This window comes from Amycolatopsis sp. NBC_00345 (genome assembly GCF_036116635.1).
Lineage (GTDB): Bacteria > Actinomycetota > Actinomycetes > Mycobacteriales > Pseudonocardiaceae > Amycolatopsis.
This window is the reverse complement of sequence record NZ_CP107995.1, coordinates 2,101,392-2,122,372: the sequence shown is the minus strand read 5'-3', so window position 1 is coordinate 2,122,372 and position 20,981 is coordinate 2,101,392. Positions and strand designations below refer to the sequence as shown.

The window sequence follows — 20,981 nt, the reverse complement described above, 5'->3', positions numbered from 1 at the left end:
CGCAGTGCCTGAATGGACCAGGCGTCAGAGCTTCGGCGTGTGTGCGGGAGCGGTGGCCCATTGCCGGGCGGTGCCCTGGTGGAGGGCGGCGTAGATGCGGCCGCGCATGGCGTTCGCGTCCTGATCCGACAGGGTCTTGCGGAGATGGCGCAGGACGATCCTGACGAGGACGTTCTTCTGGTCCGTGCGGGCGCCAAGGCGGGTGACAGCGTGGGCAGGGAGCGCGGCGCAGGGCGTTTCTCCGAGGATCTCCACCGATTCCACGCAGGCCGCGTCGTCGCCGAGTGCGGTGCGGACGCGGTCACCGAGGTCCTCGGCGAGGTCGTCGGAGTCCACGGCGATGGAGATGTCGCGGCGGATCGGTGGCATGGCCGACACGGGGTGGTAGGGATCCAGATTCGTCATCTGGGCCGTGACCGCCGGGTCGGTGGAGCGGAGCAGCCTGATGTCCGGGATGGTTTTGAGCAGCATGAGCATTCGGTCGAGTCCCAGGCCCAGCGCCAGCCCGCTCCAGGAGCTGTCCAGCCCCGCCTTGGCCAGTACGCGGGGGTGGGCCAGGCCGCACTCGGCGACCTCGATCCAGTCGCCGTCACGGGCCACGTCCACTTGGCGGCCGCCGAGAGTGTACGGGTGGACCCGGGCTTCCCGGCGGTCCACGGCTCCGGGGAGCGTCGCGCCGAGGAGCGCGGCGATCATCTCGTCCAGGTCGGTGCCGGCCATCGGCGGCGTGCGGCGGGTGAGGCGCCACAGGTCGAGCTGGTGCGGTGTCCCGGTATGCAGCCGGTCGATGGCGTCGCGGCGGTAGACGATTCCGGGACATACCAGCAGCACGTTCCCGGCCGGATCGTCGGCGAGCGCGCGCAGGGCTGCCGGGATCATCGCGGTGGAGTGACTGCGCAGCATCCGGTGGTGATCGAGGTAGCGGGTGTAGCGCGCGTCGCGGGTGACATCCTCGGGCGCGTAACCCAGATTGTCGTAGTTGTCGTCGATGGTGACGATCCGGTCGCCACGCCACCATCGGACCTCGCACCTCCACAGATCCGCGAGCGCACCGACCATGCGGTGAATGACGAGCTGGACGGCGTGGGGGCCTGCGGCGGGATCGGTGAGGTCGCGGATGGCCAGGTCACCGGCGAGTTGGTCGGTGGTGAGCCGAGCGGGCATGACAGCCTCCTGAAACGAGCGGACGGGCGGGACACGACAGTCCCCCTGGCCCGTGAGCTCGCTCGGCGAGGCCGGTCAGCGCAGCCGAAGTGGCCGGACTCGACCCCCGCGGCGCCCGATGGGGGCCAGGGGGCCGGTAAATCGGCGGGAATCCGCGATGGTGGCCACGAAAGCACCTTAGCGGTCCGGCTGGGGGCCGGCACCCGAATTCGGTGGCAGCACCGGCGCCGTGTCCGGTCGCCGCGCAGACCTTGATCAGTACCAACGGTTCCGCTCGTCAGCGCGGCGGCTGGCGGCGGCCGCGTAGGCGGTCCAGCGGCCGGAGGCGGCTTGCTCCGTAGCGAGGGTGAACAGCGCGGTCGGAGCGAGCTCCTCGCCGAGCGGTTCCGCGGTGCTGAACCGGCCAACGGCGGCACCACGTGGGGCAGACGGCGGCGGCATACCGGTCGGAGTCCGGCCTCTGGGCCAGGACCACCGCGAAGCTGAACGTCGGCTGCGCTCGGCAATCCCGGGTCAGCGGCGGCCGGCGGCCAGGATGACGAGGAACTGCCCGCCGCCCGCCTCGATGCTGGCGGTCACCGGCAGCCCTGGCACGAGCCGGGAGAACCGGTCCACCAGCCAGTCCGCCGCCTCCTGGGCATCGTTCTCGGTCGGGCAACGGGCCACCATCTCACGGCCCCCCTTGCGCTCCAGCCGCCCGGCGACCGTGATCAACGGCGCGGGCTCGACCACGTACAGACGCTCCGGCCAGGCGATCACCACCTTGACCGCGCCCCGGCGGGTGTTGCACCCGCGGTGCGCCAGCCGCTCGGCGACCTTGGCCTTCCGGTCGGCGGTCCGGCTGTCGACGCTGGGCCCCCGCGGGTCGTTCACCGACATGGCGGGGTCGACCGGCTCGTCGCACACCCAGCACCGCCAGCCGTCACGCTCGGCCACATCATCGAGGAGGCTCACCCGGGAAAACTAGCCTGCCCCGGGCCCGCTGATCAGGCCGGGCACCGCGAACGCCGCGATGGTCGCTCCGGTGGCCCCCGGAGTGGACCACTGTCAGCCCAATCCGGCCACGAAACCTACTGGTGAGGACCGTTTCCGGGGCATCATCGGCAGACGCATTGGTCCACGGGAAAACAACCCGGGCCTTGGCCACGACGCGCCCATGGCGTGTGCTGGATCCGGTGGCCCGCGGTGGCGAGGAGGGCACTATGACCGCTCCCGGAAAGATCGGCGAGGTACGGGCACGCCTGCTCGACCTCGTCGACCTCCTGCCCGAGGGGGCCGCGCTGCCCCCGGAGCGCGAGCTCGCGGGGCGCTGGCAAGTGGCCCGGATGACGCTCCGCCGCGCGATGGACGACCTCGTGCTGGAGGACCTGCTGGTGCGCCGGCAGGGCACCGGCACCTTCACCTCCCGGCCGAAGGTCAGCCGCCGGCTGGCCATGACGTCGTTCTCCGAGGAGATGCGCCGGCGCGGCATGCGGCCGGCCAGCCGCACGCTGGAGCTGCGCCGCCGCCGGGGTGGCCGCGCCCGGTGCCGGCTGCTGCGGATCCCGGCCGGCGACGTCGTGGTCGAGTTCGTCCGGCTCCGGCTGGCCGACGACGCCCCGATGGCGCTGGAGCGCACCTTCGTCGCCGACCGGTACGTGCCGGGCCTGTCCGTCGAAGACCTCGACAGCTCCTGGTACGAGCTGCTCGCGACCCGGTACGGCACCGACATCGTCACCGGGACCTGCCGGCTGGACCCGGTGCTGCCCGACCCGAAGACCGCCGAGCACCTGGGCATCCCGGTCAGCCAGCCGTGCCTGCGCATCCGCGGGATCAGCCTCGACGCGCGCGGCCGGGTGATGGAGAGCTGCGAGGCGACCTACCGCGGCGACCGCTACGCCATCACCGCCGACCTCCGGCGGCCGAACCGGACCCGCCTGCCCGGGCCCCGCCCGCCCAGCTGACCACCCACCCAGCCCACTTGCCCAGTCACCCCCCCACCCCCCACCTGCCCAGCCACCCACCCCACCCTGGAGGCATCATGGCCAAGCGCGGACTCCGTTCCCTGCGGCACATCCGGCGGGCGGGCGCCGGGATCCTCGCGGCGATCATGGCCGCCGCCACGCTTTCCGCGTGCGGCGGCGGCTCGGGCGACGGAAAGGTGACGCTGACCTTCTGGACGCACACCCATCCGCCGATGATCAAGCTCAACCAGACGCTCATCACCGAGTACGAGCGGCTGCACCCGAACGTCAAGATCGAGTACCAGCAGATCCCGAACGACGAGTTCGACACGAAGATGCTCACCGCGATGAGCAACGGCAGCGGGCCGGACCTGCTGAACCTCGACGACACCACGCTGCGCGGCGAGTACCTGCCCAAACGGCTGCTCGCCCCGATCGACTACGGCGCGCTGGGGGTGGCGTCCGAGGACGCGTTGAAGGCGCGGTACCTGCCGGGAACGCTCGACGGCGCGTCGGCGGACAACGAGCTCTACGGCCTTCCGAGCGAGTTCAACGCGACCGCGTTCGCCATCAACACCAAGCATTTCGCCGACGCCGGGCTCGACCCGAACGCGCCGCCGAAGACCTGGCAGGACGTCGCTTCGGCGTCGCGGAAGCTCGCGGCCGCCGGGCACACCCAGGCGTTCAGCTTCCTTTACCTGAGTGCCGGCTGGTACACCCAGCAGTTGCAGACGCTGCTCAACGAAACCGGCGGCACGATCACCGACGCGAACCACGAGAAGGCGACCGTCACCGCGCCACCGGCCGAGGCGGCGCTGAAGATCTGGACCGACCTCGCCACCGGCGCCGGCCGCACCGCGGATCCGAACAAGACCTCGCGCGAGGCGACCTCGCCGTTCAGCGACCTCGCCACCGGGCGCCAGTCGATGGCCATGGTCTACCCGTGGGCGATGGAGCAGATCCGGGAAAGCAATCCGGACACCTTCGCCCAGCTGAAGCTCGTCCCGCTGCCGCAGGTGAACCCGGCGAAACCGGTGAACCGCTGGTACGGCTACTACTGGGGGGTCAGCCGGGCGAGCAAGAACCAGCAGCAGGCCTGGCAGTTCATCGCCTACCTGGCGAGCCAGTCGCAGCGCTGGCTTTCGGACGTGAAGTTCATCCAGCCGGTCAAGGGCTGGGACACCAGCGCCGCGGGCAAGCAGGTGCCCGGGCTGGACGTGTGGTCGGCCGCGTACCAGCAGGGGAAGTTCGACGAGGTGGCCCCGCACTTCGCCGAGATCAAGGACGCGATGATGACGATGGTGAACGACGCCGTCTTCGACCACGTCGCGCTCCCGGAGGCCAGCCGCAAGGCCTCCGACCAGATCGACCGCAGCCTGGGGAGCTGAGGCGGATGACCGTGCTCTCGATCCGGCCCCAGGCGCCGGACTCCCCGGCGCCCCGGCGGGCCAAGCCGGCGCGACGGCGGCGCAACGCGGTCGCCATGATGCTCGCGGTGCCCGCGATGGGATTGTTCCTCGTCTTCGCGATCTACCCGATGCTGCGAGTGTTCTACCTGTCGTTGTTCGACTACAGCCTGACCGCGCCACCGGAGTTCATCGGGTTCCGCAATTTCACTTACCTGGCCACCGATCCCCAGTTCGGCGCGGCGTTGTGGCAGACCGTGGTGTACGCGGTGGGCACCTACGTGCCGGCCCTCACGCTGGCGCTGGTGCTGGCGCACGCGCTCAACACCCGCGCCCCCGGCAGCGGCCTGCTGCGGCTGCTGTACTTCCTGCCGGTGGCGATCAGCTGGGTCGCGGTGTCGGTGATCTGGCGCGTGGTGCTCAACCCGGACGGGCTGCTCAACCAGGCGCTCGGCCTGCACCTCAACTGGCTCACCAGCTCCAGCAGCGCGATGTGGGGCCTGGTCGTGATGGGCGTGTGGAAGGAGACCGGGTTCTTCCTGATCCTGTTCCTGGCCGGCCTCCAGTCCATCCCCCCGGAACTCCACGAAGCGTCCCGTTTGGACGGTGCGGGGGCGTTCGCGCGCTTCCGGTACATCACCTGGCCGATGCTGCTCCCGGTGACCGCGGTGTGCTCGGTGATGGCGGTGATCCGCGGGTTCCAGGCGTTCAGCCCGCAGCTGGTGCTCACCGACGGCGGATTCGGCACGCAGGTGGTCAACCTGTTCGTGTACAAGACCGCGTTCGAGAACGCCCGGATGGGCCGCGCGTCCGCGGTCGCGGTCCTCATGTTCCTGCTGCTGTTCGGGCTGACCCTGCTGCAGCTCAAGGTCTTCGCGCGGAGGGACCGATGAGCGGGCCACGCGGCACCGCCGCCCGGGTGGGGCGCGTGACGACGCTGGTCGTCGCCGGGCTCGGCGGCCTGGTGTTCGTGTCCGTGCTCGTCTACGCGGTGCTGACCGCGCTCAAGCCGGCGTCGGAAGTCCTCGCCGTTCCGCTGCGCTGGCTCCCGACGACGTTCGAGTGGTCCAATCTCACGCTGCCGTTCACCGAAACCCCCTTCGCGCGGTACTTCCTCAACAGCACGGTGGTCGGGGTCAGCGTCACCCTGCTGAACGTCGTGACCTGCACCGCGGCCGGGTTCAGCTTCGCGAAGTTCCAGTACCGCGGGCGCAACGCCGCCTTCATGATCGTGCTGGCGACGCTGATGATCCCGGTCGAGATCATCTACGTCCCGTTGTACAGCCTGGTGTACTCGCTGGGCTGGGTGAACAGCTTCGCCGGGCTGATCGTCCCCGCCGGGACCAGCGCGTTCGGGATCTTCCTCATGCGCCAGGCCATCGGCAACGTCCCGGACGAGCTGCTCGAGGCGGCCCGGCTGGACGGCGCGGGCGACCTGCGCACACTGGTGTCCATTGTGGTCCCGGTAGTGAAGGGCCCGATGGCGGCGCTGGCGTTGTTCATCTTCATGTTGAACTGGGACTCCCACCTGTGGCCGCTGCTGATCGCCTCGGACGACGAGCACCGCACGCTCCCGGTCGGGCTCGCGGCCATGCAGGCGGACAACCTGGGCAGCGCCGCGGTGCCGATGATGCTCGTCGCCGCGCTGCTCGCCGCGCTGCCGACGATCCTGCTGTTCGTGACGCTGCAACGGAAGTTCGTGGAAGGCGTGACCATGTCGGCCGGCATCCGATGACCGCCCCGTGGGTCGCGGTCGACAGCGGCCAGAGCGCGCTGCGGCTGGTGTCCGGCCCCGAATCGCGCGTCGGCAAGGGCCCGGGGTTCGACTACCGCCAAGGCGATTCGGCCGTCACGATCACCGACGCGGTGCGGATCGCGGCGCTGGACGCCGGGCTGTCCGGACCGGTCGGCGTCGTCTGCCTCGGCCTGACCGGCTACCCGGCCGAGCCCGCGGACCGGGACCGGCTCGCCGCCGGGGTCGCCGTGGTACTGCGGGCCGCCGAGGTGCGGCTGTGCGAGGACATGGTGACCGCGCACGCCGGGGCACTGCGGCACGGCCACGGCGTCGTCCTGGCGGCGGGGACCGGGACGGTCGGCCTCGCGGTAGGCGAGGACGGCGAATACCGCAAGGTCGACGGCGGCGGGTACCTCCTCGGTGACGCCGGAAGCGGGTTCGCGATCGGCCGGGCCGGGCTCGGCGCGGTCCTCGCCGCCGCGGACGGCCGGGGTGCGGCGACGATCCTCACTGCCGCCGCCCAGCGGCGCTTCGGCCTCGGACCCGATCTGGCCCAGCGGATCCACCAGACCCCGGCGCCGGTCGCCGTCATCGCGGCCTTCGCGCCCGAGGTCTTCGCCGCGGCCGCTGACCGTGACCCGGTCGCGGCCGCGATCGTGACCGGCGCGGCCGAAGACCTGGCGCACACCATCGCCGCCGCGGTGCACGTGCTCGACCGCGGCGTCGCCGTTCCGGTGGCCTGCACCGGCCGGGTCTTCGAGGCGGGTGAACTGCTGCTGGACCCGCTCCGGAAGCGGCTGGCCGACCTCTCCCCCACGGCTCGGCTCGCCCCCGCGGCCGGTGACCCGCTGGACGGCGCCGTCCGGCTCGCCACGTCCGAGCCCGGTCCGTATGCCCGTCTCTTGTCCGTACACCGTATTACGAACGCCTTTCCCGTCGTCAAGGAGGACACAGTGGACAGTCCGCTGCCGTTCCCGTCCGGTGCCCTGCTGGTGTCGTGCCAGGCACCGCCGGGCGACCCCCTGCACGGACCGGCGTCGATGGCGAGAATGGCCGCCGCCGCGGCCGCGGGCGGGGCGCGGGCCATCCGGGCGAACGGGGCGGCCGACGTGGCCGCCATCCGGTCCGAAGTGGACATTCCGGTGCTCGGCATCAACAAGGTCGCCGCTCCGGGCGGGGTGTTCATCACGCCGTCGTTCGAGGACGCCGCCGCGGTGGTACGGGCCGGCGCGGTGATGGTGGCCGTCGACGGCACCCCGCGGCCGCGCCCCGGCGGTGGCACGCTCCGGGAGCAGGTCCGGCGGATCCACGAAGAGCTGGGCGTGCCGGTGATGGCCGACGTGGACGACGTCGCCTCGGGCCTCGCGGCCAGGGCGGCGGGCGCCGACGTGATCGCCACGACGCTGGCCGGGTACACCGGCGGCCCGGTGCCGGAGCGGCCGGACGTCGGCCTGGTCGCCGCGCTGGTGGCCCGGCTCGACTGCCCGGTGGTCGCCGAAGGCCGCTACCGCAGTGCCGACGACGTGCGGGCGGCGGTCGACGCGGGTGCGTATGCCGTTGTCGTCGGTGCGGCCATCACGAACCCGACGGCCATCACCTCCCGGCTCGCGCAGGCGCTGTCTTGACCACGGGGATCGGCCACGGCCGGGCGGGCCTCGCGGTGCCCGCCGGCACCCCGCTCGGCGGTTATGCCGCCCGGACCGGGACGAGCACCGGCACGCTCGACCCCCTGGAGGTGCACGCCGTGACGATCAGCGCGGGCGGGCGCCGGTTCGCCTGGGTCGTGGCCGATCTGCCGGCCGTGAACACCGACCTCGCCGGGCCGCTGGCGGACGGGCTGGCCGAGGCGTTGCGGACCCGGCCGGAACTGGTGTGGCTGTCGGCGACGCACACGCATTCCGGGCCGGACGTCGGCTGCCAGCCGGGCGGCGGCCGGACTCCGCCCGAATGGCGCAGCCGAGTGGTCCAAGCCGCCGAACACGCGGCGGCGAACGCGCTGGCCGCCGAAACACCGGCCGACCTCACCGTCCACAACGGACTTATCGAAGGCGTCGGCGGGCAACGCAGCGGGCCGCACCCGAGGAAGGACGTGCCGGTGACCGTGCTGGCCGTCCGCGGCCGGGAGCGGGTGCTCGGGGCCGTCGTCGTGCTCCCGGTGCACCCGACCGTGCTCGGCGCGGACAACCTTCTGGTCAGCGCGGACCTCGCCGGGGCGGTGCGCCGGGCGCTGGCCGCGCGGCTCGGCGGCTGGGCGATGGTCGCCACCGGGGCCGCGGGCGACGTCAGCACCCGCCCGCACCGCCGGGAGCAGCGGCCGGACGAGCTGGCCCGGCTCGGCGCGCTGGCCGCCGAGCAGGTGCTCGCGCTGATCGAAACGCCGGGCCGGCCGATCGACCTGAGCCGCGCGTCGATCGCCGGTGCGCGAACCCTGTCCCTCGGCTTGCCGGGCCGGGCGGACGAACCCATGCCGGACACCGGCGCCCTCCGGCGGCACCTCGGCGCAGCCCGCCGGACCGCGGACGCCGTGGCCGTGCGTACCGCGGAAACCGCGCTGCAGGGGGCCGAACTGGCCGCGTCCGCGCGGATCCGGGACCCGCGGCTGGTGGTGAGCGCGGTCCGGCTCGGCGACCTGAGGCTGGTCGGCTTCGGCGGCGAACCCTATCTCGAACTGGCGGACGCACTGTCGTCCGAAGTACCCGGCCCGCTCGCGGTGGCCGGTTACACCGGTGGATACCTCGGCTACCTGCCCGGCGCCGCCGCCTACCGCACCGACGTTTACGAGGTCAACATCTCCCCGGTGGGCGAGGGTGGTGCCGAACTCGCGGTGTGGGAGGCCGTCCGGCTGCTGCGGACTTGCTGACCCCGGACCGGTTCAGCCGCGCAGGTGGGCGCCGAGGAGGTCGCGGGAATCGCGGTCCCAGTTGCGGGCGACGAGGCTGGTGTGCCGGTCGAGCCGCCGCACCGCCGGGTTCCGGGAGCGGCGGATCCGCTCGGCGACCGCGGGCAGCGCGTCGAGCTTGCCCTGAATGGCCCGGAGGTCGGCGAAGCCGAGCAGCCCGCGCTCCAGCCGGTCCCGCATCGCCCGCGGATCGGCCTGCACCGCGAGCGAGAACAGCGATTTGTCGTGCCCGTAACAGAAATCGTGCAGGAACAGCAGGTCCGTGACGTTCTGCTCGGTCGCGGTGTCGCCGAACACCGCCGCGCCCAGCCGGGCGTGGAAGTCCGCGTCCGGCAGGTCCGGGTTCTTCGCGTACTCGCGCAACGCGACCCGGTTGACGCTGACCACCGGGTCGGCGTACGGGTTCTCGTCCAGGCCGAGGAAATCGAAGCCGAAGGGGCGCAGCTGCTGCCCGATGAGATTGGTCTCGCCGATTTCGGCGTGCTGCGCGACGAAGGTGAAGAATTCCTGCGAGGGGAAGTACGAGGCGAACCCGTGGTCGCGCACCCAGCGGACGCTCGACGCGACGTTCTCCGGCGGCTGGCTGATGACGTCCAGGTCGAAGTAGTAGGCGCGGGAGACCTTCTTCGCGAAGTCGAGGTTGACCGTCCACGGGCTGAAGATCACCGTCCACCGTGGATCGTACGGCAGTTCCGCGCCGTTGCTGCCGCCGACGAAGTAGTTGGGGTGCACGATGATGTCCGCGTCCGGGTTGTGCGCCCACACCTCGTCGGACAGCTGGCGGACGAATTCGAACTCGATCTCGTAGTAGTGCCGCGGCCCGCCGCAGTCGCCGCCGGTGCAGATGTCGATGTCGGAGGATTCGATGAGCAGGCCGTCGGCGTTCGGGTAGAAGTCGAAGTACAGCTCGCGCGCGTATTCGAGCATGAACCGCTTCGCGTCCGCCTTCGTCGGGTCGAGGTTGTAGCCCCACGAGTGGATGCCCTGCATCCGCGCCAGCTGCCCGCCGGCCTGCTGGGCCTTGAGGTCCGGGCGCTCGAAGGCGTATTGGTTGGTGCCGTCATAGGTGTAGGGGGTGAAACCCAGCAGCACGCGGATGCCCAAGGTGTGCGCGTACTCGATGAGGTCACCGGCGAAGTCCTCCCGCACGTTGCGGTGCGACCGGTTGTACTGCCAGGTGATCGGGTACTTCCGGGACCGGAACGCGCCACCGAGCCACAACACGACGCGGTCGACGCCGTCCTCGGCGAAGCTGTCCATAATGGACTTCCAGGTGGCCAGACCGGCGGTCGGGATGCGGCAGAAGGTCAGGTAGCACCCGTGCTCGACGGGCACCGGCGTCACCGGCGTCACCGGGCCCGCCGGGAGCGGTGCCGGGAGCGGTGCCGGCGCCGCGTGCGCCGAGCCGCCCGCCACGGCCGACTCGATCATCGTGCCCGCGAGGGCGGCGGTTCCGATCCGTAGTACGTCACGTCTGCTGACCATCGGGGCCCCCACGGTGTCCGGGTAATCCCTCGACGTTAGGCCGGGAATCCCGGGAGGAGAAGCAGTTCCGCCCCGTTGGAGTAGACCACTCACCACCGCCTGGACGCCGTCAAGGACTCCTTGCCTACCCTCAAGGTAGGTAAGGAGTCCTTGACGGCAAGCTAGACGTCGTCCGGGTCGAGCAGCTCGCGGACGCGCCGGTGCAGGGCTTCGCGGACGCTGTCGGGCGAGAGGATCCGCAGTGGGGACGCGAGGCTGAGCAGGTAGCCGGCGAGCTGGTCGGGATCCGTGCCGCCGATGGTGACAAGGGTGACGGCAGGCCCGTCGGGCTGATGACTGCCGCGGTGGGGCGGGACGAGCCCGCGCGCGTCGTCCAGGCCCAGCGGCACCCGGATGGTCGTGTAGAGGGGGTAGTCGCGCAGCAGCATGTGGGCGACGAGCGCCGCGGCGTCGGGCGGGTCGTCGAGCTCGGTCCGGGTGCCGGTCGGGTGCGAGTCGGTGACGCGGTCGGCGCGGAAGGTCCGCCAGTTCCCCCGCGCGACGTCGAGGGCGACGAGGTACCACCGGTGCCGGGTGCGCACGAGCCGGTGCGGGTCGACGTCGCGGACCGAGTCACGGCCGCGCATGTCGCGATAGGACAGCCGGAGGCGTTCGCCCTTGCGGCACGCGGAAGCCAGCTCCAGCAGAACGCCCGGTGACACCTGGCCGGCGTCGGTCCGCGAGGTGTGCACAAACGCGTCGTCCAGTTCGCCGAGCCGGGCGGCGACGCGCTGGGGCAGCAGGTTGCGCAGTTTCAGCAGCGCCGACAACGCGGCCTGGTCGCCGCCGAGCACACCGCTGAGCGCCGCTTCGCGCAGTGCGACGGCCACCGCGAGCGCCTCTTCGTCGTCCAGGCTCAGCGGCGGCACCTTGGCCCCGCCCACGAGCCGGTAGCCGCCCCACGGACCGGGGCCGGACTCGATGCCGTAACCGAGTTCCCGCAGTTTGGCGATGTCCCGCCGGATGGTGCGGTCGGTGACCTCCATCCGCTCCCCCAGCTCGCGGTTCGTCCACGACGGGCGCGCCGACAGCAGCGACACGAGCCGGAGCAGGCGGGCCGAGGTGCTGATCACCCACTCGATTCTAGGTCCTGACCAGGACCGAAGCTGTCCTGGTCAGGCCCTAGCGTTCGCAGAGCCGGCATCGGCGGACGAACGAAAAGGATCGAGTGACATGACAACCGTGGACATGAGCGGGTACGCAGCGATGACGCCGTACTTCGAGGTCATCACAAAAGGCCTCGAAGGGCTGGTGGACGGTGAGGACTTCTTCGACATCCACGCCGAGGACGTGGTCGTCGAGTATGTGATCACCGTGCCGGGCTACCCCAGGAAGATCGTCGGCCGGGACGCGCTCGCCGAGCTGTACCGCGGTTACGGGGACACGATCGTCCAGGACGGCAGCAGCGACGTGTTCTCCTGCTACGACCGGGAGAAGTCGGTCGCCGTCCTGGAGTACACGATCCACGGGACGACCGTCCACAACGGCAAGCGCTACCTGAACCGCTTCGTCTCGGTGATCACCATCCAGGACCGCAAGATCGTGCACTGGCGCGACTATCTCGACCCGCTGCTCGTCATGGACGCGCTCGGCGGCAGCACACCGGGAACGTCTCCGGCCTGAGCCCTGCGCGCCGGACTTCGGGGTATCGCTCAGCCCCAGCGCTTCACGAACTCGACCGCCGCGGAGCCGACCTCCGCGGGGTTCGAGGCGCTCAGGAAGTGCTGCCCGCCCTCGACGACTTCCAGGCGCGCCTCGGGCGAGCGGGTGAACAGCCGGATCTCCTCCTCGGCGTTCGCCACGGAGTACACTGGTCCGCGGTGCCGTGCAGCCAGAGGACGGGGCAGCGGACGTCGTCCAGCCGGCCGTGGAGCCCGTCGCGGTCCCGCAGGTTCACCGTGCTGACGCGCAGGCGGTGGCGTCCGGCGTCACCGGCGTAGTTCGCGCGGTAGGTGGCGAGCCAGAATTCTCGCTCCTCGCCCGAGACGCCGCCCAGAGCTGCCTCGAACACCCCGTCCACGAACAGGTCCGGCACGACCCAGTCCTCGCCGACCGGCTCGGCGAGGGCGTCGACGATCGGCGTGTTGGCCGCGGTCCCGTCCCAGCACCCCAGCTCGCGGCTGCGCGGGCTCTCGAAGTCCATCGACGTGCCGAGCGTGAGAAGGCCCTTCACGACGTCCGGGGCGAGCAGTGCCATGCGGACCGCCACCCAGCCGCCCTGCGAGGTGCCCAGCACGAACGCCTCGCGGATGCCGAGGGCGGCGAGGGCCTGCAGGTTCGCGACCGCGCTGTCCCAGTAGGTGAAGTGCTGGTACGACGCCCTTGTGCGACCGTGGCCGTAGGGCTCCAGGGCGAGCAGGTTGACCGCGGAGCCGAGCGCCGGGTCGGCGAACTGCGGCCGGTACAGCTCGGCCGAGGTGGTGTACGAGTTGATCAGGACCAGCGTCGGGAGCGCGGGGTCGTACGGCCGGCCGAAGGTGTACCCGACAGTCGACCCGCCGAGGTGGGGAATCTCGACGGTCTGCTCGATCTTGCTCATGGACTGCTCCTTGATCCGTACGCGGGGAAGCCGAGTCTAGGTACAGACTCGGCCTCGGCGACATCGGTCAACTGACGTATCCGGCCAGGCCGACGCGGCGGTAGGTCAGAACGAGTCCGGCTGAATCAGCCGCAGGCCTTCGCGTGTGGCCAGCGCGGCTGCTTCGGCCCGGGACGCCACTCCGAGCTTCGCCAGGATGTGCTCGACATGGGTCGAGACCGTGCGCCGGCTGACGACGAGGGCGTCAGCGATCCTCGGGTTACTGGCGCCGGCCGCGAGGAGCGTGACGACCTGCAGTTCCCGTGCGGTGAGGGCATAGGGCGCCGGCAGTTCACGCTCGGCCACGAGCACCGTCGCGCCGGGTCAGCTCGATCCGGTGGAACGTCCCGCCGATCAACGCGACGTGCGCGTCGCCGTGCACCTCGTCCGCGAGAACGCGGTGAGGGTGCAAGAGATTGCTGGCCTCGGCGAGAACCACAAACAGGCCGTGATGCCTTCGCGGAATCCGGCGGGGAGATCGCCTGAGCGCGGCGTCCGAGTACCCGTCGGCAGCGAGCAACTTGTGTTGCGGGCTCAGCGCGAACGGGTTCGAAGCCGTCAGCGCCACCGCGTCACATTTGACGAGATCGCGAATTAGCGGGACAAGCCGCCCGGCACGTTCGAGGACGCTCGCGGAGGCGACGGGTGCGGTGAGGCCAGTGGTGTTCTCCAGCATGGGAGTTCAGAGTGCTTCGAGGCCGTCGAGCAGGGCGGCGACCCGGTCCGGGTCGAGGCGGCCGAGGCGCTCGGCCACGCCCGGCCGGACGCGCGCGGCGATCAAGGCGTTGGTCCGCGTGCCCTTTTCGGTGAGTTCGACGCGGGAGCGCCGGGAGTCATCGGGATCGAGCCGCCGTTCGACGAGGCCCTCCTTGACGAGCTTGGTCAGCGAGCGGCTCACGACGGCCGGGTTGAGACCGAGATCGGCGGCCAGCGCGCCGGGCGAGTCGGCGCCGAACTGGATGCTGCGCAGCACGAGGAAGTCCCCCAGGTCGAGATCGGCCGCCGCCGTGACGTGGGTCCGCGCGTCGGCCAGCACCGACTTGCTGAGCCGGAACAGGGCGTCCAGGAGCCGCAGCTCCGGCGTGGACGGCAGGTCACTCATCCCGTCACCCTATCAGAAGCAAACTATTGACAGATGTCAACTAAGTGCTTCACTGGGGACATGACCACCAGCACCCCCGGCCCGGGACGGGTCGACTTCCACCACCACCTGTTCCCCGGCGGCGAGCGCGCCGAACTCCTGCAGCGCAGCCTCCTCGACACCGGCTGGAAATTCCCCGAAGGCGCCCCGCGCTGGAGCCCCGCGACGAGCGTGGCGTTCATGGACGGCCTCGGCATCGACACGGCGATCCTGTCCCTGCCCAACGATCTCGAGCACGTCCTGCCCGTCGCCGAACGCCGGGAGTACGCCCGCGAGGTCAACCTGACCGCCCGCCAGGCGGTCGAGGACCACCCCGGCCGGTTCGGCTTCTTCGCGCACCTCCCGGCACCCACCGATGTCGACGGCGCGCTCGACGAGATGGCGTACGCCCTCGACGAGCTGGGGGCCGACGGCGTGACGCTGACGAACGTCTACGGAACCGGCGCCGACGCCCGCTCGCTGGGCGATGACGTCTTCGAACCGCTCTGGGCGGAGCTGGACCGCCGCGGCACGCTCGTCTTCCTGCACGGCGAGCAGACCCCGGGGCGCAACCGGATGCCGAACGAATACCTGCCCACGCCGGTCAGCGAGGTGCCGAACGAGACCTACAAGGCCGCCGCCGACCTCGTCACCCGCGGCCGGAAACGGCAGTACCCGAACGCGCGGATCATCCTTTCGCACTCCGGCGGAAGCACGCCGTTCCTCGCCGCACGAGTCGCCGGGCTGGCCCCGCACCTGGGCTGCGAACTCAGCCCGGAGGAGATCATCGCCGACTTCCGCACGTTCTACTTCGAGACGGCGCTGTCCGGGTTCGAGACGAACCTCGTCACCCTGGAGAACTTCGTGCCACCGGAGCAGATCCTGTTCGGCACCGACTTCCCCGCCGTGACTCCGGGCATGGCCGGCTGGTACACCAAGAACGTCGACGCCTACTTCGCGGACCGGCCCGAACTGCTCGCGCAGGTGATGCACGGCAACGCGCGCACGCTGCTGCCCCGGCTGTCGGCGACCGCCGCGGGCTGAGCCGCACCACGGGATTTCGGCTACGCGCCGGGGTTTTCCAGGGACGGCGGGGCGAGGCCGGAGTCGAGCCGCGCGGCCTGGCGGAGCAGTTCGGCCAGTGCCGCGGTCAGCAGCTCGACCAGTTCCCCGGCGGGAAACGGATATTCGTCCTGCAGCCAGGTGATCGTCGCTTCGAGGACCGCGCCGAACCATGAGCGCAGCGCCAGCCGCACCGCGGGCCGGCGCGGGTCGAGATCGAGGATCTCGCCGATCGCCTCGACGGCGAGCTGCCTGGCGGAATCGACGATCACCCGGCTGTCGGGATCGGTGCCGAGCACCAGTCCGAGGTAGGCGGCCGGGTTCTGCCGGATGGCCGCGCAATGGTCGCCGAGGAGGTGCCGGACGCGCGCGCCGGCGGGGCCGGGCGGCGGCGGGCCTTGTGCGAAACGGCGGGCGAGCTGCCGCATGGCCTCCTGATGGATGCCCCGCTTGTTGCCGAAATGGTGGGCGACCAGGCCGTAAGCGACCCCGGCGGTATCGGCGAGGTCGTGGACCGACACCTCGTCGTAGGGCTTGTCCAGAAACAGCCGGGTCGCCGCGTCGAGGAGCTTGCCCCGGGTCTCGGCCGCCCGTTCCGCTCGGCTGGTGCTCATGGCGCGCAGCCTAGTCGATCCAGTATCATTGATTTGAAATCAACGAAGGAGGCGCCGTGCCGGACATCGCGATCATCGGAGGCGGTCCGGGCGGGCTGACGGCGGCCATCGCGCTGGCCCGGCGCGGCATCCCCAGCACGGTCTTCGAGCGCGACGCCCACCCCGAACGCATCCCGCGCTTCAACCCCGACCGGTCCTACCCGATCGACATCACCGGCCACGGCCTCAAGGCGTTGCGGCACATCGACGCACTCGCGCACTTCGACGCGCACCTCACCCCGTTCCGCGGGATCAAGTACGGGCGCCGGGTGCTCGACCACTGGCGCGAACCCGGCTGGATCGGCTCACGCGGGGACATCACGCGGGCGCTGATGTCGCTGGCCGAGCAGCGGCACGGCGGCCTGATCGACTTCGTCTTCCACAGTGACATCGGCACGGTCGACGTGCACGCGGGCGAGGTGGTGGGCCGGCGGTTCGACCTCGTCGTCGGCGCGGACGGCGCGGGTTCGGCCGTGCGGTCGGCGATGCGGGAGCAGGCCGAGGGTTTCACCGTGGCGACCTCCGCCGTCCCCAACTTTGGGCTCCTGCTGGAACTCGACCAGGTCGGCGGCGCGCTGGACAAGCACTACCTGAACGGCCTGGCGGTCAACCCGCTGGCCCTCGCCGCCGTGATCGCCGACGAGGACAAGCCGGACGGCGTGCGCTGGCTGTGCGTGATCGGGGTGAACAAGCCGATCACGTTCGCCTCTCCCGCAGAGGCCGCCTCGTGGCTGCGCCGGCACGTCCCGCGGGCCCTGGAGCTGACTGGCGAGCAGGCGGTCGCCGAGTTCGCCCGTCGCGCGCCCGTCAATCTGGGGCAGCGGCTGTCCTGTTCCCGCCTGCACGCCGGCCGCGCGGTCCTGCTCGGCGACGCCGCCGCCGCGTTCCCGCCCGTCGGGCAGGGCGGCAACGCGGCCCTCGAATCGGCGATGGTGCTCGACCAGTGCCTCGCCTCGGGCCTCCTGGCCACCGCCGGCGCCCGCTACGACGCGGCCTGGCGCCCCGAAGCGGACGCGATTTCCTGGATCGGCGGGCAGATCCGCTACCAGAACCCCGTCACGCTCCTCCGCTCACTCGTCGCGGCTCCCTTCGGCGTCAACATCACCAGCCAGGCCAAGAGCTCGACCCGCTCCTACGCCGACGTACGACGCGCCGCCCGCCGGCTGGGCCCGATCTGGGCCTAGGCCGCACCGGCGGCGGGTAGTTGAGCGGAGGCCACGCCGGTTCCAGCGAACAGCAGCGTGCCGAGCCGAGGCCGAGCGTCAGCACGGTCATTTCACGATTCTCCTCGACTGCAGCGCCTGCTGAGCGAGCCTCCCATGGGGTGATCAGGGGAAAGAGCCGCTCCAGCAGCACATGCGGATCAACTCAGCACAGGCTCAACGCAGGTCGTACTGGATGTCGACCCCCGCGCCGGCGCCACCGTTGCTGTTGATCGTCAGCCACCCGTGGTCGTAGACGTCGGCCAGGTGGTACTCGAAGCCGAAATCGTACTTCTTGTCCCGGCCGAGCGTCCCCGGCTTCTCCCCCAACTGCATCGCGCTGCCCGGCGACTTGCTCTCACCACTGTCCGGATCCGTCAGGTAGACGACCGGGTCCAAGGCTGCGCCCAGCTCGCTGTTGAGTTCAGTGTCCGCGCCGGTCTCCACATGGAACATCACCGCCATGACCTGTCCGGAGTCGTACTTCGACCGCTGTTTCGCGATCTTGGTGACAGTGAAGGACGGATCGGTAGCCGCGCCGGCCGACGTCCGCGAGTAACGCACGACGTCACCCACCTTCTTGACGGGATTGCCACGCGGACCGGTCGAGACCGGATCCGACGCCACCTCGGACGTCGTCGGTGCAGAAGGCGACGGCTCCGCAGTGACGGTCACGGTCACCGTCGTCTGCGCACTCGTCGCAGTGACACCACCGTCCCCAGAGCAGCCAGCCGAGAAGACCGCTGCAGACGTGCCGGCACAGAACAGAAGGAGCAAACGCGAACGCATCATGGAACTCCCGTTCTCATCACCGCGACAACGCGATCACGCCGACGACGCCCTTCGAGAGCATGGGGAAGCAGCGACATCTGACCGCTCCACTTCTTGATCGCAACACACAGGTCGCAGCGATCCAGACGGCTGTTACACCCTCGATCCGGAAGCTCGACATCGAGATCATCTTGTCGCCGAGCGCGCGGATCGCCTCGGCCTCCGGATCGGAGGCAACCCTGCTTCGCCCACCACGCCCAGGACCGCGGCGTCCCGCTCACCGGGGCACGCACCCCGCGCCGACCGGCGGCGGCGCCATTCGACCCATAGCGGAACTTGCGCCCCGCGACTCAAGTTTCCGATAGCCGCCGAAGTTTGATCTTTCAATCACATCAATCCAGGCCGGCCCGAAACAGCGAATTCACAAATCGATTCCCCATTCCGTTTCGGCCGGAGAGGCTTTCCGCGAACGGGGACCACGTCCTTCTTCGAAGCCCGGCCGCCAGGCAGGCTGGACACGCCGCGCCGACAGGCGGTATACGTCGAGCACAGCCGCAGGAAGTCACCACAGTGGATCGAGGCCGGCGCCGCCGCCCCTCGGTCGCACAAGCTTGGCCCCGCGGGCGCGAGTGCCCACAGAGGACCGCAAGAGCCCTTCAGCCAGGCTGACTCGAAAGTCCCTGGAGGACAGCTGGACCGACCGGGCACCGGCGCGGCCCGAGGGTGCGGCGGCTTGAAGATCACTCGAAACCACCGGAGCGACAGCCTGGGCCCACCAGCCGCAATCCCTCCACGCCCGCCGTTATGTCCGTTTTGTAGTCATTCGTTATTATTTAACGAGCATTGCACGCATCCGGAAACTCGCGTAGCGTCGCCCGAAGCGACGTCGCTCAAACTGGGATGAACATCGAGGCCGCGAAGCGGTCTCACAGACTTGAAGATATGACGATTTATTCATGGCGTGCCCCATTCGACGAGAACTGGGGCTCGGTGCGGCACGCCTTTTATTTCGGCTTATTGCGACATATTCTGGGGACAGTATGCATATCAACGTCTTGGGTCCATTCGAGGTATTACGGGACGGAACGGATGTCACGCCGTCGGCACCGAAGCTCCGGCAGGTGCTGGCCCTGCTCGCCATGCACGTCAACAAGGTCGTGGCGGTCGAGCGGTTCATCGAAGAGCTGTGGCACGACAACCCGCCGCGCAGTGCCACGACCACCCTGCAGACCTACATCTACCAGCTTCGCAAGCTGTACCGGCTCGACGTGAGCACCGGCCGGCGGGCGCCGGACAACGCCGGCGGCCCCGGCTCCCCCACGCTGCACACCACTTACAACGGCTACATGCTGAGCCTTCCGGCCGAGGCCGTCGACCTGCAGCGTTTCCTCCAGCTCGCGCGCAAGGGCCACCGGCACGTCGAGGCCGGCGAGCTGGAGGCCACCGCCGAGACGATGGTCGAGGCGCTCGGGCTCTGGCGCGGCAACGCGCTCACCGGGGTCGAAGTGGGCAGCACGCTGGAAGCCTCGGTGGTGTCGGCCGAAGAGCTCCGCAAGACCGTGCACGAGCAGCAGATCGACGCCGAGCTGATGCTGGGGCGCCACCACCAGCTGATCGGGGAGCTCACCGAGGCGGTCGCCAAGGACCGCACGCACGAGGCGTTCCAGGCGAAGCTGATGCTGGCGCTCTACCGCTGCGGGCGGCGGACGGACGCGCTGCGCGTGTTCCGCCAGGCACGCCAGGCGGTGAACGAGGAGCTCGGCCTGGAGCCCTCGGCGGACCTGCAGCGCCTGCACCGCAACATCCTCGACGGCTCACCCTCGCTCGACCTCGGGCCGGTCCAGCCGGACTCGCCGTTCGGCGGCCCGCGCGAGGTCCCGCCGACCCCGCTGCAGCTGCCGCCCGACGTACCCGGGTTCGTCGGGCACGCGGAGCAGGTGCAGGCCGCGCAGGCGGCGCTCGGCACCCCGCGCTGCTCGGCGCCGGTCGTCGTGGTCGACGGCGCGCCCGGCGTCGGCAAGACCACCTTCTGCACGCATGTCGGCCACCGGATCCGCGCCGATTACCCGGACGGCCAGCTGTACGCGTCCTTCGACTCCGCAGCCGACCCGGCCGCCGCCGCGTCCGAGGTGATCACCGAACTGCTGCGGGCGATCGGGACGCATCCCTCTGCGCTGCTCGGCTCGGTCAAGGAGCGGGTCGCGCTGTTCCGCGACTGGACGGTCAACCGGCGGGTACTGGTCGTGCTCGACGATCTGGTCAGCAGCGACCAGCTGATCCCGTTCCTGCCGATCGGGCCGGGCTGCGCGGTGCTCGCCACGAGCCGGCGGCGGCTGTTCGACCCGCACATCTCGGCGAACGTCAGCCTCACGCCGTTCGACCGGGAGACCGGCGCGCGCATGCTCGCCGAGGCGCTCGGCGGGCAGTGCACCGGCTTCGACCGGCAGGCGGCGGCCAAGCTGGCCGACCTGTGCGGCGGGATGCCCGCGGCCCTGCAGGGGGCGGCGGTCCAGCTGGCCACCCAGCCGCACTACACCATGGAACGGCTGGTGCACGCGATGTCCACAGTGGACCACGCGTACTGGCGGCACAACCAGTGCAACCTCCTGCGGAGCCTGCGGCGGACCTTCGAAGCGCTGCCGCCCACCACCCAGGAGGCCCTGCTGTTCCTCGGCGAGTGGCAGGACCCGGTGTCGGCCGAGCTCACCGCGAAACTGCTGGAGATCACCGAACCCGAAGCCGTGAACCTGCTCGAAGAGCTGGTCACCTTCCGGCTCGCGGTGGTCGAGGGCACCACCGACGGGACCGAAGACGGCGCGTTCGTCTACCGGCTGCCGGCCCCCTTCGCGGAGCTGACGCGCGACCTCGGCAGTGCCCCGCAGGAGCGCATCCACGCCTCGTGAGCCCGAGCCCCGGCCGGGCCG

General features: G+C 70.7%; 20 protein-coding genes. 10 read left to right on the top strand and 10 right to left on the bottom strand.

Annotated elements, in window-relative coordinates; genetic code table 11:
* Nucleotides 1-24: 24 nt before the first annotated feature.
* Nucleotides 25-1,164 (bottom strand): PheS-related mystery ligase SrmL, encoded by a 1,140-nt coding sequence (gene srmL / locus OG943_RS09415; protein ID WP_328609325.1) that lies wholly within the window; start codon nucleotides 1,162-1,164, stop codon nucleotides 25-27.
* Nucleotides 1,165-1,677: 513 nt separating this feature from the next.
* Entirely contained in the window at nucleotides 1,678-2,118 is a 441-nt protein-coding gene (locus tag OG943_RS09410; RefSeq protein ID WP_328609324.1) for a hypothetical protein, read from the bottom strand.
* A gap of 248 nt (nucleotides 2,119-2,366) precedes the next feature.
* On the opposite strand from OG943_RS09410, the gene OG943_RS09405 reads away from it, so the two are divergent.
* From OG943_RS09405 to OG943_RS09380, 6 genes are all read left to right on the top strand, one after another.
* Nucleotides 2,367-3,107, top strand: coding sequence for a GntR family transcriptional regulator (locus OG943_RS09405; RefSeq protein WP_328609323.1), 741 nt, complete (start codon nucleotides 2,367-2,369; stop codon nucleotides 3,105-3,107).
* A 77-nt stretch (nucleotides 3,108-3,184) separates the two neighbouring features.
* Nucleotides 3,185-4,495, top strand: coding sequence for an ABC transporter substrate-binding protein (locus tag OG943_RS09400; RefSeq protein ID WP_328609322.1), 1,311 nt, complete (start codon nucleotides 3,185-3,187; stop codon nucleotides 4,493-4,495).
* Nucleotides 4,496-4,500: 5 nt separating this feature from the next.
* Nucleotides 4,501-5,406 carry a carbohydrate ABC transporter permease gene (locus tag OG943_RS09395; protein ID WP_328609321.1) on the top strand — a complete coding sequence of 302 codons (906 nt, stop codon included), beginning with the start codon at nucleotides 4,501-4,503 and terminating at the stop codon, nucleotides 5,404-5,406.
* Nucleotides 5,403-6,248, top strand: a complete 846-nt coding sequence (locus OG943_RS09390) for a carbohydrate ABC transporter permease (protein WP_328609320.1) — start codon at nucleotides 5,403-5,405, stop codon at nucleotides 6,246-6,248. The genes OG943_RS09395 and OG943_RS09390 overlap by 4 nt, the downstream gene beginning before the upstream one ends.
* A complete protein-coding gene (locus OG943_RS09385) occupies nucleotides 6,245-7,873 on the top strand; it encodes a putative N-acetylmannosamine-6-phosphate 2-epimerase (RefSeq protein ID WP_328609319.1) in 1,629 nt (542 codons plus the stop codon). The genes OG943_RS09390 and OG943_RS09385 overlap by 4 nt, the downstream gene beginning before the upstream one ends.
* Nucleotides 7,870-9,108 (top strand): hypothetical protein, encoded by a 1,239-nt coding sequence (locus OG943_RS09380; protein ID WP_328609318.1) that lies wholly within the window; start codon nucleotides 7,870-7,872, stop codon nucleotides 9,106-9,108. Before OG943_RS09385 ends, OG943_RS09380 begins: the two co-directional genes overlap by 4 nt.
* 12 nt (nucleotides 9,109-9,120) lie before the next feature.
* Here the strand turns inward: OG943_RS09380 and OG943_RS09375 are convergent, their stop codons facing one another.
* Complete coding sequence (locus OG943_RS09375) at nucleotides 9,121-10,632, bottom strand: hypothetical protein (protein WP_328609317.1); 1,512 nt, start codon at nucleotides 10,630-10,632, stop codon at nucleotides 9,121-9,123.
* Nucleotides 10,633-10,793: 161 nt separating this feature from the next.
* Nucleotides 10,794-11,744, bottom strand: a complete 951-nt coding sequence (locus tag OG943_RS09370) for a helix-turn-helix transcriptional regulator (protein WP_328609316.1) — start codon at nucleotides 11,742-11,744, stop codon at nucleotides 10,794-10,796.
* A gap of 100 nt (nucleotides 11,745-11,844) precedes the next feature.
* Between OG943_RS09370 and OG943_RS09365 the strand changes: the two genes are divergently transcribed.
* Nucleotides 11,845-12,294, top strand: coding sequence for a nuclear transport factor 2 family protein (locus OG943_RS09365; RefSeq protein ID WP_328609315.1), 450 nt, complete (start codon nucleotides 11,845-11,847; stop codon nucleotides 12,292-12,294).
* 91 nt (nucleotides 12,295-12,385) lie between these two features.
* On the opposite strand, the gene OG943_RS09360 is transcribed toward OG943_RS09365, so the two are convergent.
* From OG943_RS09360 to OG943_RS09345, 4 genes are all read right to left on the bottom strand, one after another.
* Nucleotides 12,386-13,210, bottom strand: a complete 825-nt coding sequence (locus tag OG943_RS09360) for an alpha/beta fold hydrolase (protein WP_328609314.1) — start codon at nucleotides 13,208-13,210, stop codon at nucleotides 12,386-12,388.
* Between the two features lie 105 nt (nucleotides 13,211-13,315).
* On the bottom strand, nucleotides 13,316-13,555 hold the full coding sequence (locus OG943_RS09355) for a response regulator transcription factor (RefSeq protein WP_328609313.1): 240 nt from the start codon (nucleotides 13,553-13,555) through the stop codon (nucleotides 13,316-13,318).
* The gene (locus OG943_RS09350; protein WP_328609312.1) at nucleotides 13,542-13,925 is read right to left on the bottom strand and encodes a hypothetical protein; all 384 of its coding nucleotides are present in this window, start codon (nucleotides 13,923-13,925) and stop codon (nucleotides 13,542-13,544) included. Before OG943_RS09350 ends, OG943_RS09355 begins: the two co-directional genes overlap by 14 nt.
* A 6-nt stretch (nucleotides 13,926-13,931) precedes the next feature.
* A complete protein-coding gene (locus OG943_RS09345) occupies nucleotides 13,932-14,351 on the bottom strand; it encodes a MarR family winged helix-turn-helix transcriptional regulator (RefSeq protein WP_328609311.1) in 420 nt (139 codons plus the stop codon).
* Between the two features lie 60 nt (nucleotides 14,352-14,411).
* Between OG943_RS09345 and OG943_RS09340 the strand changes: the two genes are divergently transcribed.
* Nucleotides 14,412-15,413: an amidohydrolase family protein gene (locus tag OG943_RS09340; protein WP_328609310.1), complete on the top strand. Its 1,002-nt coding sequence runs from the start codon at nucleotides 14,412-14,414 to the stop codon at nucleotides 15,411-15,413.
* Between the two features lie 20 nt (nucleotides 15,414-15,433).
* Here OG943_RS09340 and OG943_RS09335 read toward each other — a convergent pair whose 3' ends face one another.
* Nucleotides 15,434-16,045: a TetR/AcrR family transcriptional regulator gene (locus tag OG943_RS09335; RefSeq protein ID WP_328609309.1), complete on the bottom strand. Its 612-nt coding sequence runs from the start codon at nucleotides 16,043-16,045 to the stop codon at nucleotides 15,434-15,436.
* Nucleotides 16,046-16,101: 56 nt separating this feature from the next.
* Between OG943_RS09335 and OG943_RS09330 the strand changes: the two genes are divergently transcribed.
* Nucleotides 16,102-17,268: an FAD-dependent oxidoreductase gene (locus OG943_RS09330; protein WP_328609308.1), complete on the top strand. Its 1,167-nt coding sequence runs from the start codon at nucleotides 16,102-16,104 to the stop codon at nucleotides 17,266-17,268.
* Nucleotides 17,269-17,463: 195 nt separating this feature from the next.
* On the opposite strand, the gene OG943_RS09325 is transcribed toward OG943_RS09330, so the two are convergent.
* Complete coding sequence (locus tag OG943_RS09325) at nucleotides 17,464-18,078, bottom strand: hypothetical protein (protein ID WP_328609307.1); 615 nt, start codon at nucleotides 18,076-18,078, stop codon at nucleotides 17,464-17,466.
* A gap of 935 nt (nucleotides 18,079-19,013) precedes the next feature.
* On the opposite strand from OG943_RS09325, the gene OG943_RS09320 reads away from it, so the two are divergent.
* Nucleotides 19,014-20,960: an AfsR/SARP family transcriptional regulator gene (locus OG943_RS09320; protein ID WP_328609306.1), complete on the top strand. Its 1,947-nt coding sequence runs from the start codon at nucleotides 19,014-19,016 to the stop codon at nucleotides 20,958-20,960.
* Nucleotides 20,961-20,981 lie beyond the last annotated feature (21 nt).

Coding starts and splice junctions, on each gene's coding strand:
- srmL (WP_328609325.1), bottom strand. CDS start 1,164: ATGCCCGCTCGGCTCACCACCGACCAACTCGCCGGTGACCTGGCCATC.
- OG943_RS09405 (WP_328609323.1), top strand. CDS start 2,367: ATGACCGCTCCCGGAAAGATCGGCGAGGTACGGGCACGCCTGCTCGAC.
- OG943_RS09400 (WP_328609322.1), top strand. CDS start 3,185: ATGGCCAAGCGCGGACTCCGTTCCCTGCGGCACATCCGGCGGGCGGGC.
- OG943_RS09395 (WP_328609321.1), top strand. CDS start 4,501: ATGACCGTGCTCTCGATCCGGCCCCAGGCGCCGGACTCCCCGGCGCCC.
- OG943_RS09390 (WP_328609320.1), top strand. CDS start 5,403: ATGAGCGGGCCACGCGGCACCGCCGCCCGGGTGGGGCGCGTGACGACG.
- OG943_RS09385 (WP_328609319.1), top strand. CDS start 6,245: ATGACCGCCCCGTGGGTCGCGGTCGACAGCGGCCAGAGCGCGCTGCGG.
- OG943_RS09375 (WP_328609317.1), bottom strand. CDS start 10,632: ATGGTCAGCAGACGTGACGTACTACGGATCGGAACCGCCGCCCTCGCG.
- OG943_RS09365 (WP_328609315.1), top strand. CDS start 11,845: ATGACAACCGTGGACATGAGCGGGTACGCAGCGATGACGCCGTACTTC.
- OG943_RS09360 (WP_328609314.1), bottom strand. CDS start 13,210: ATGAGCAAGATCGAGCAGACCGTCGAGATTCCCCACCTCGGCGGGTCG.
- OG943_RS09350 (WP_328609312.1), bottom strand. CDS start 13,925: ATGCTGGAGAACACCACTGGCCTCACCGCACCCGTCGCCTCCGCGAGC.
- OG943_RS09345 (WP_328609311.1), bottom strand. CDS start 14,351: ATGAGTGACCTGCCGTCCACGCCGGAGCTGCGGCTCCTGGACGCCCTG.
- OG943_RS09340 (WP_328609310.1), top strand. CDS start 14,412: ATGACCACCAGCACCCCCGGCCCGGGACGGGTCGACTTCCACCACCAC.
- OG943_RS09335 (WP_328609309.1), bottom strand. CDS start 16,045: ATGAGCACCAGCCGAGCGGAACGGGCGGCCGAGACCCGGGGCAAGCTC.
- OG943_RS09325 (WP_328609307.1), bottom strand. CDS start 18,078: ATGATGCGTTCGCGTTTGCTCCTTCTGTTCTGTGCCGGCACGTCTGCA.
- OG943_RS09320 (WP_328609306.1), top strand. CDS start 19,014: ATGGCGTGCCCCATTCGACGAGAACTGGGGCTCGGTGCGGCACGCCTT.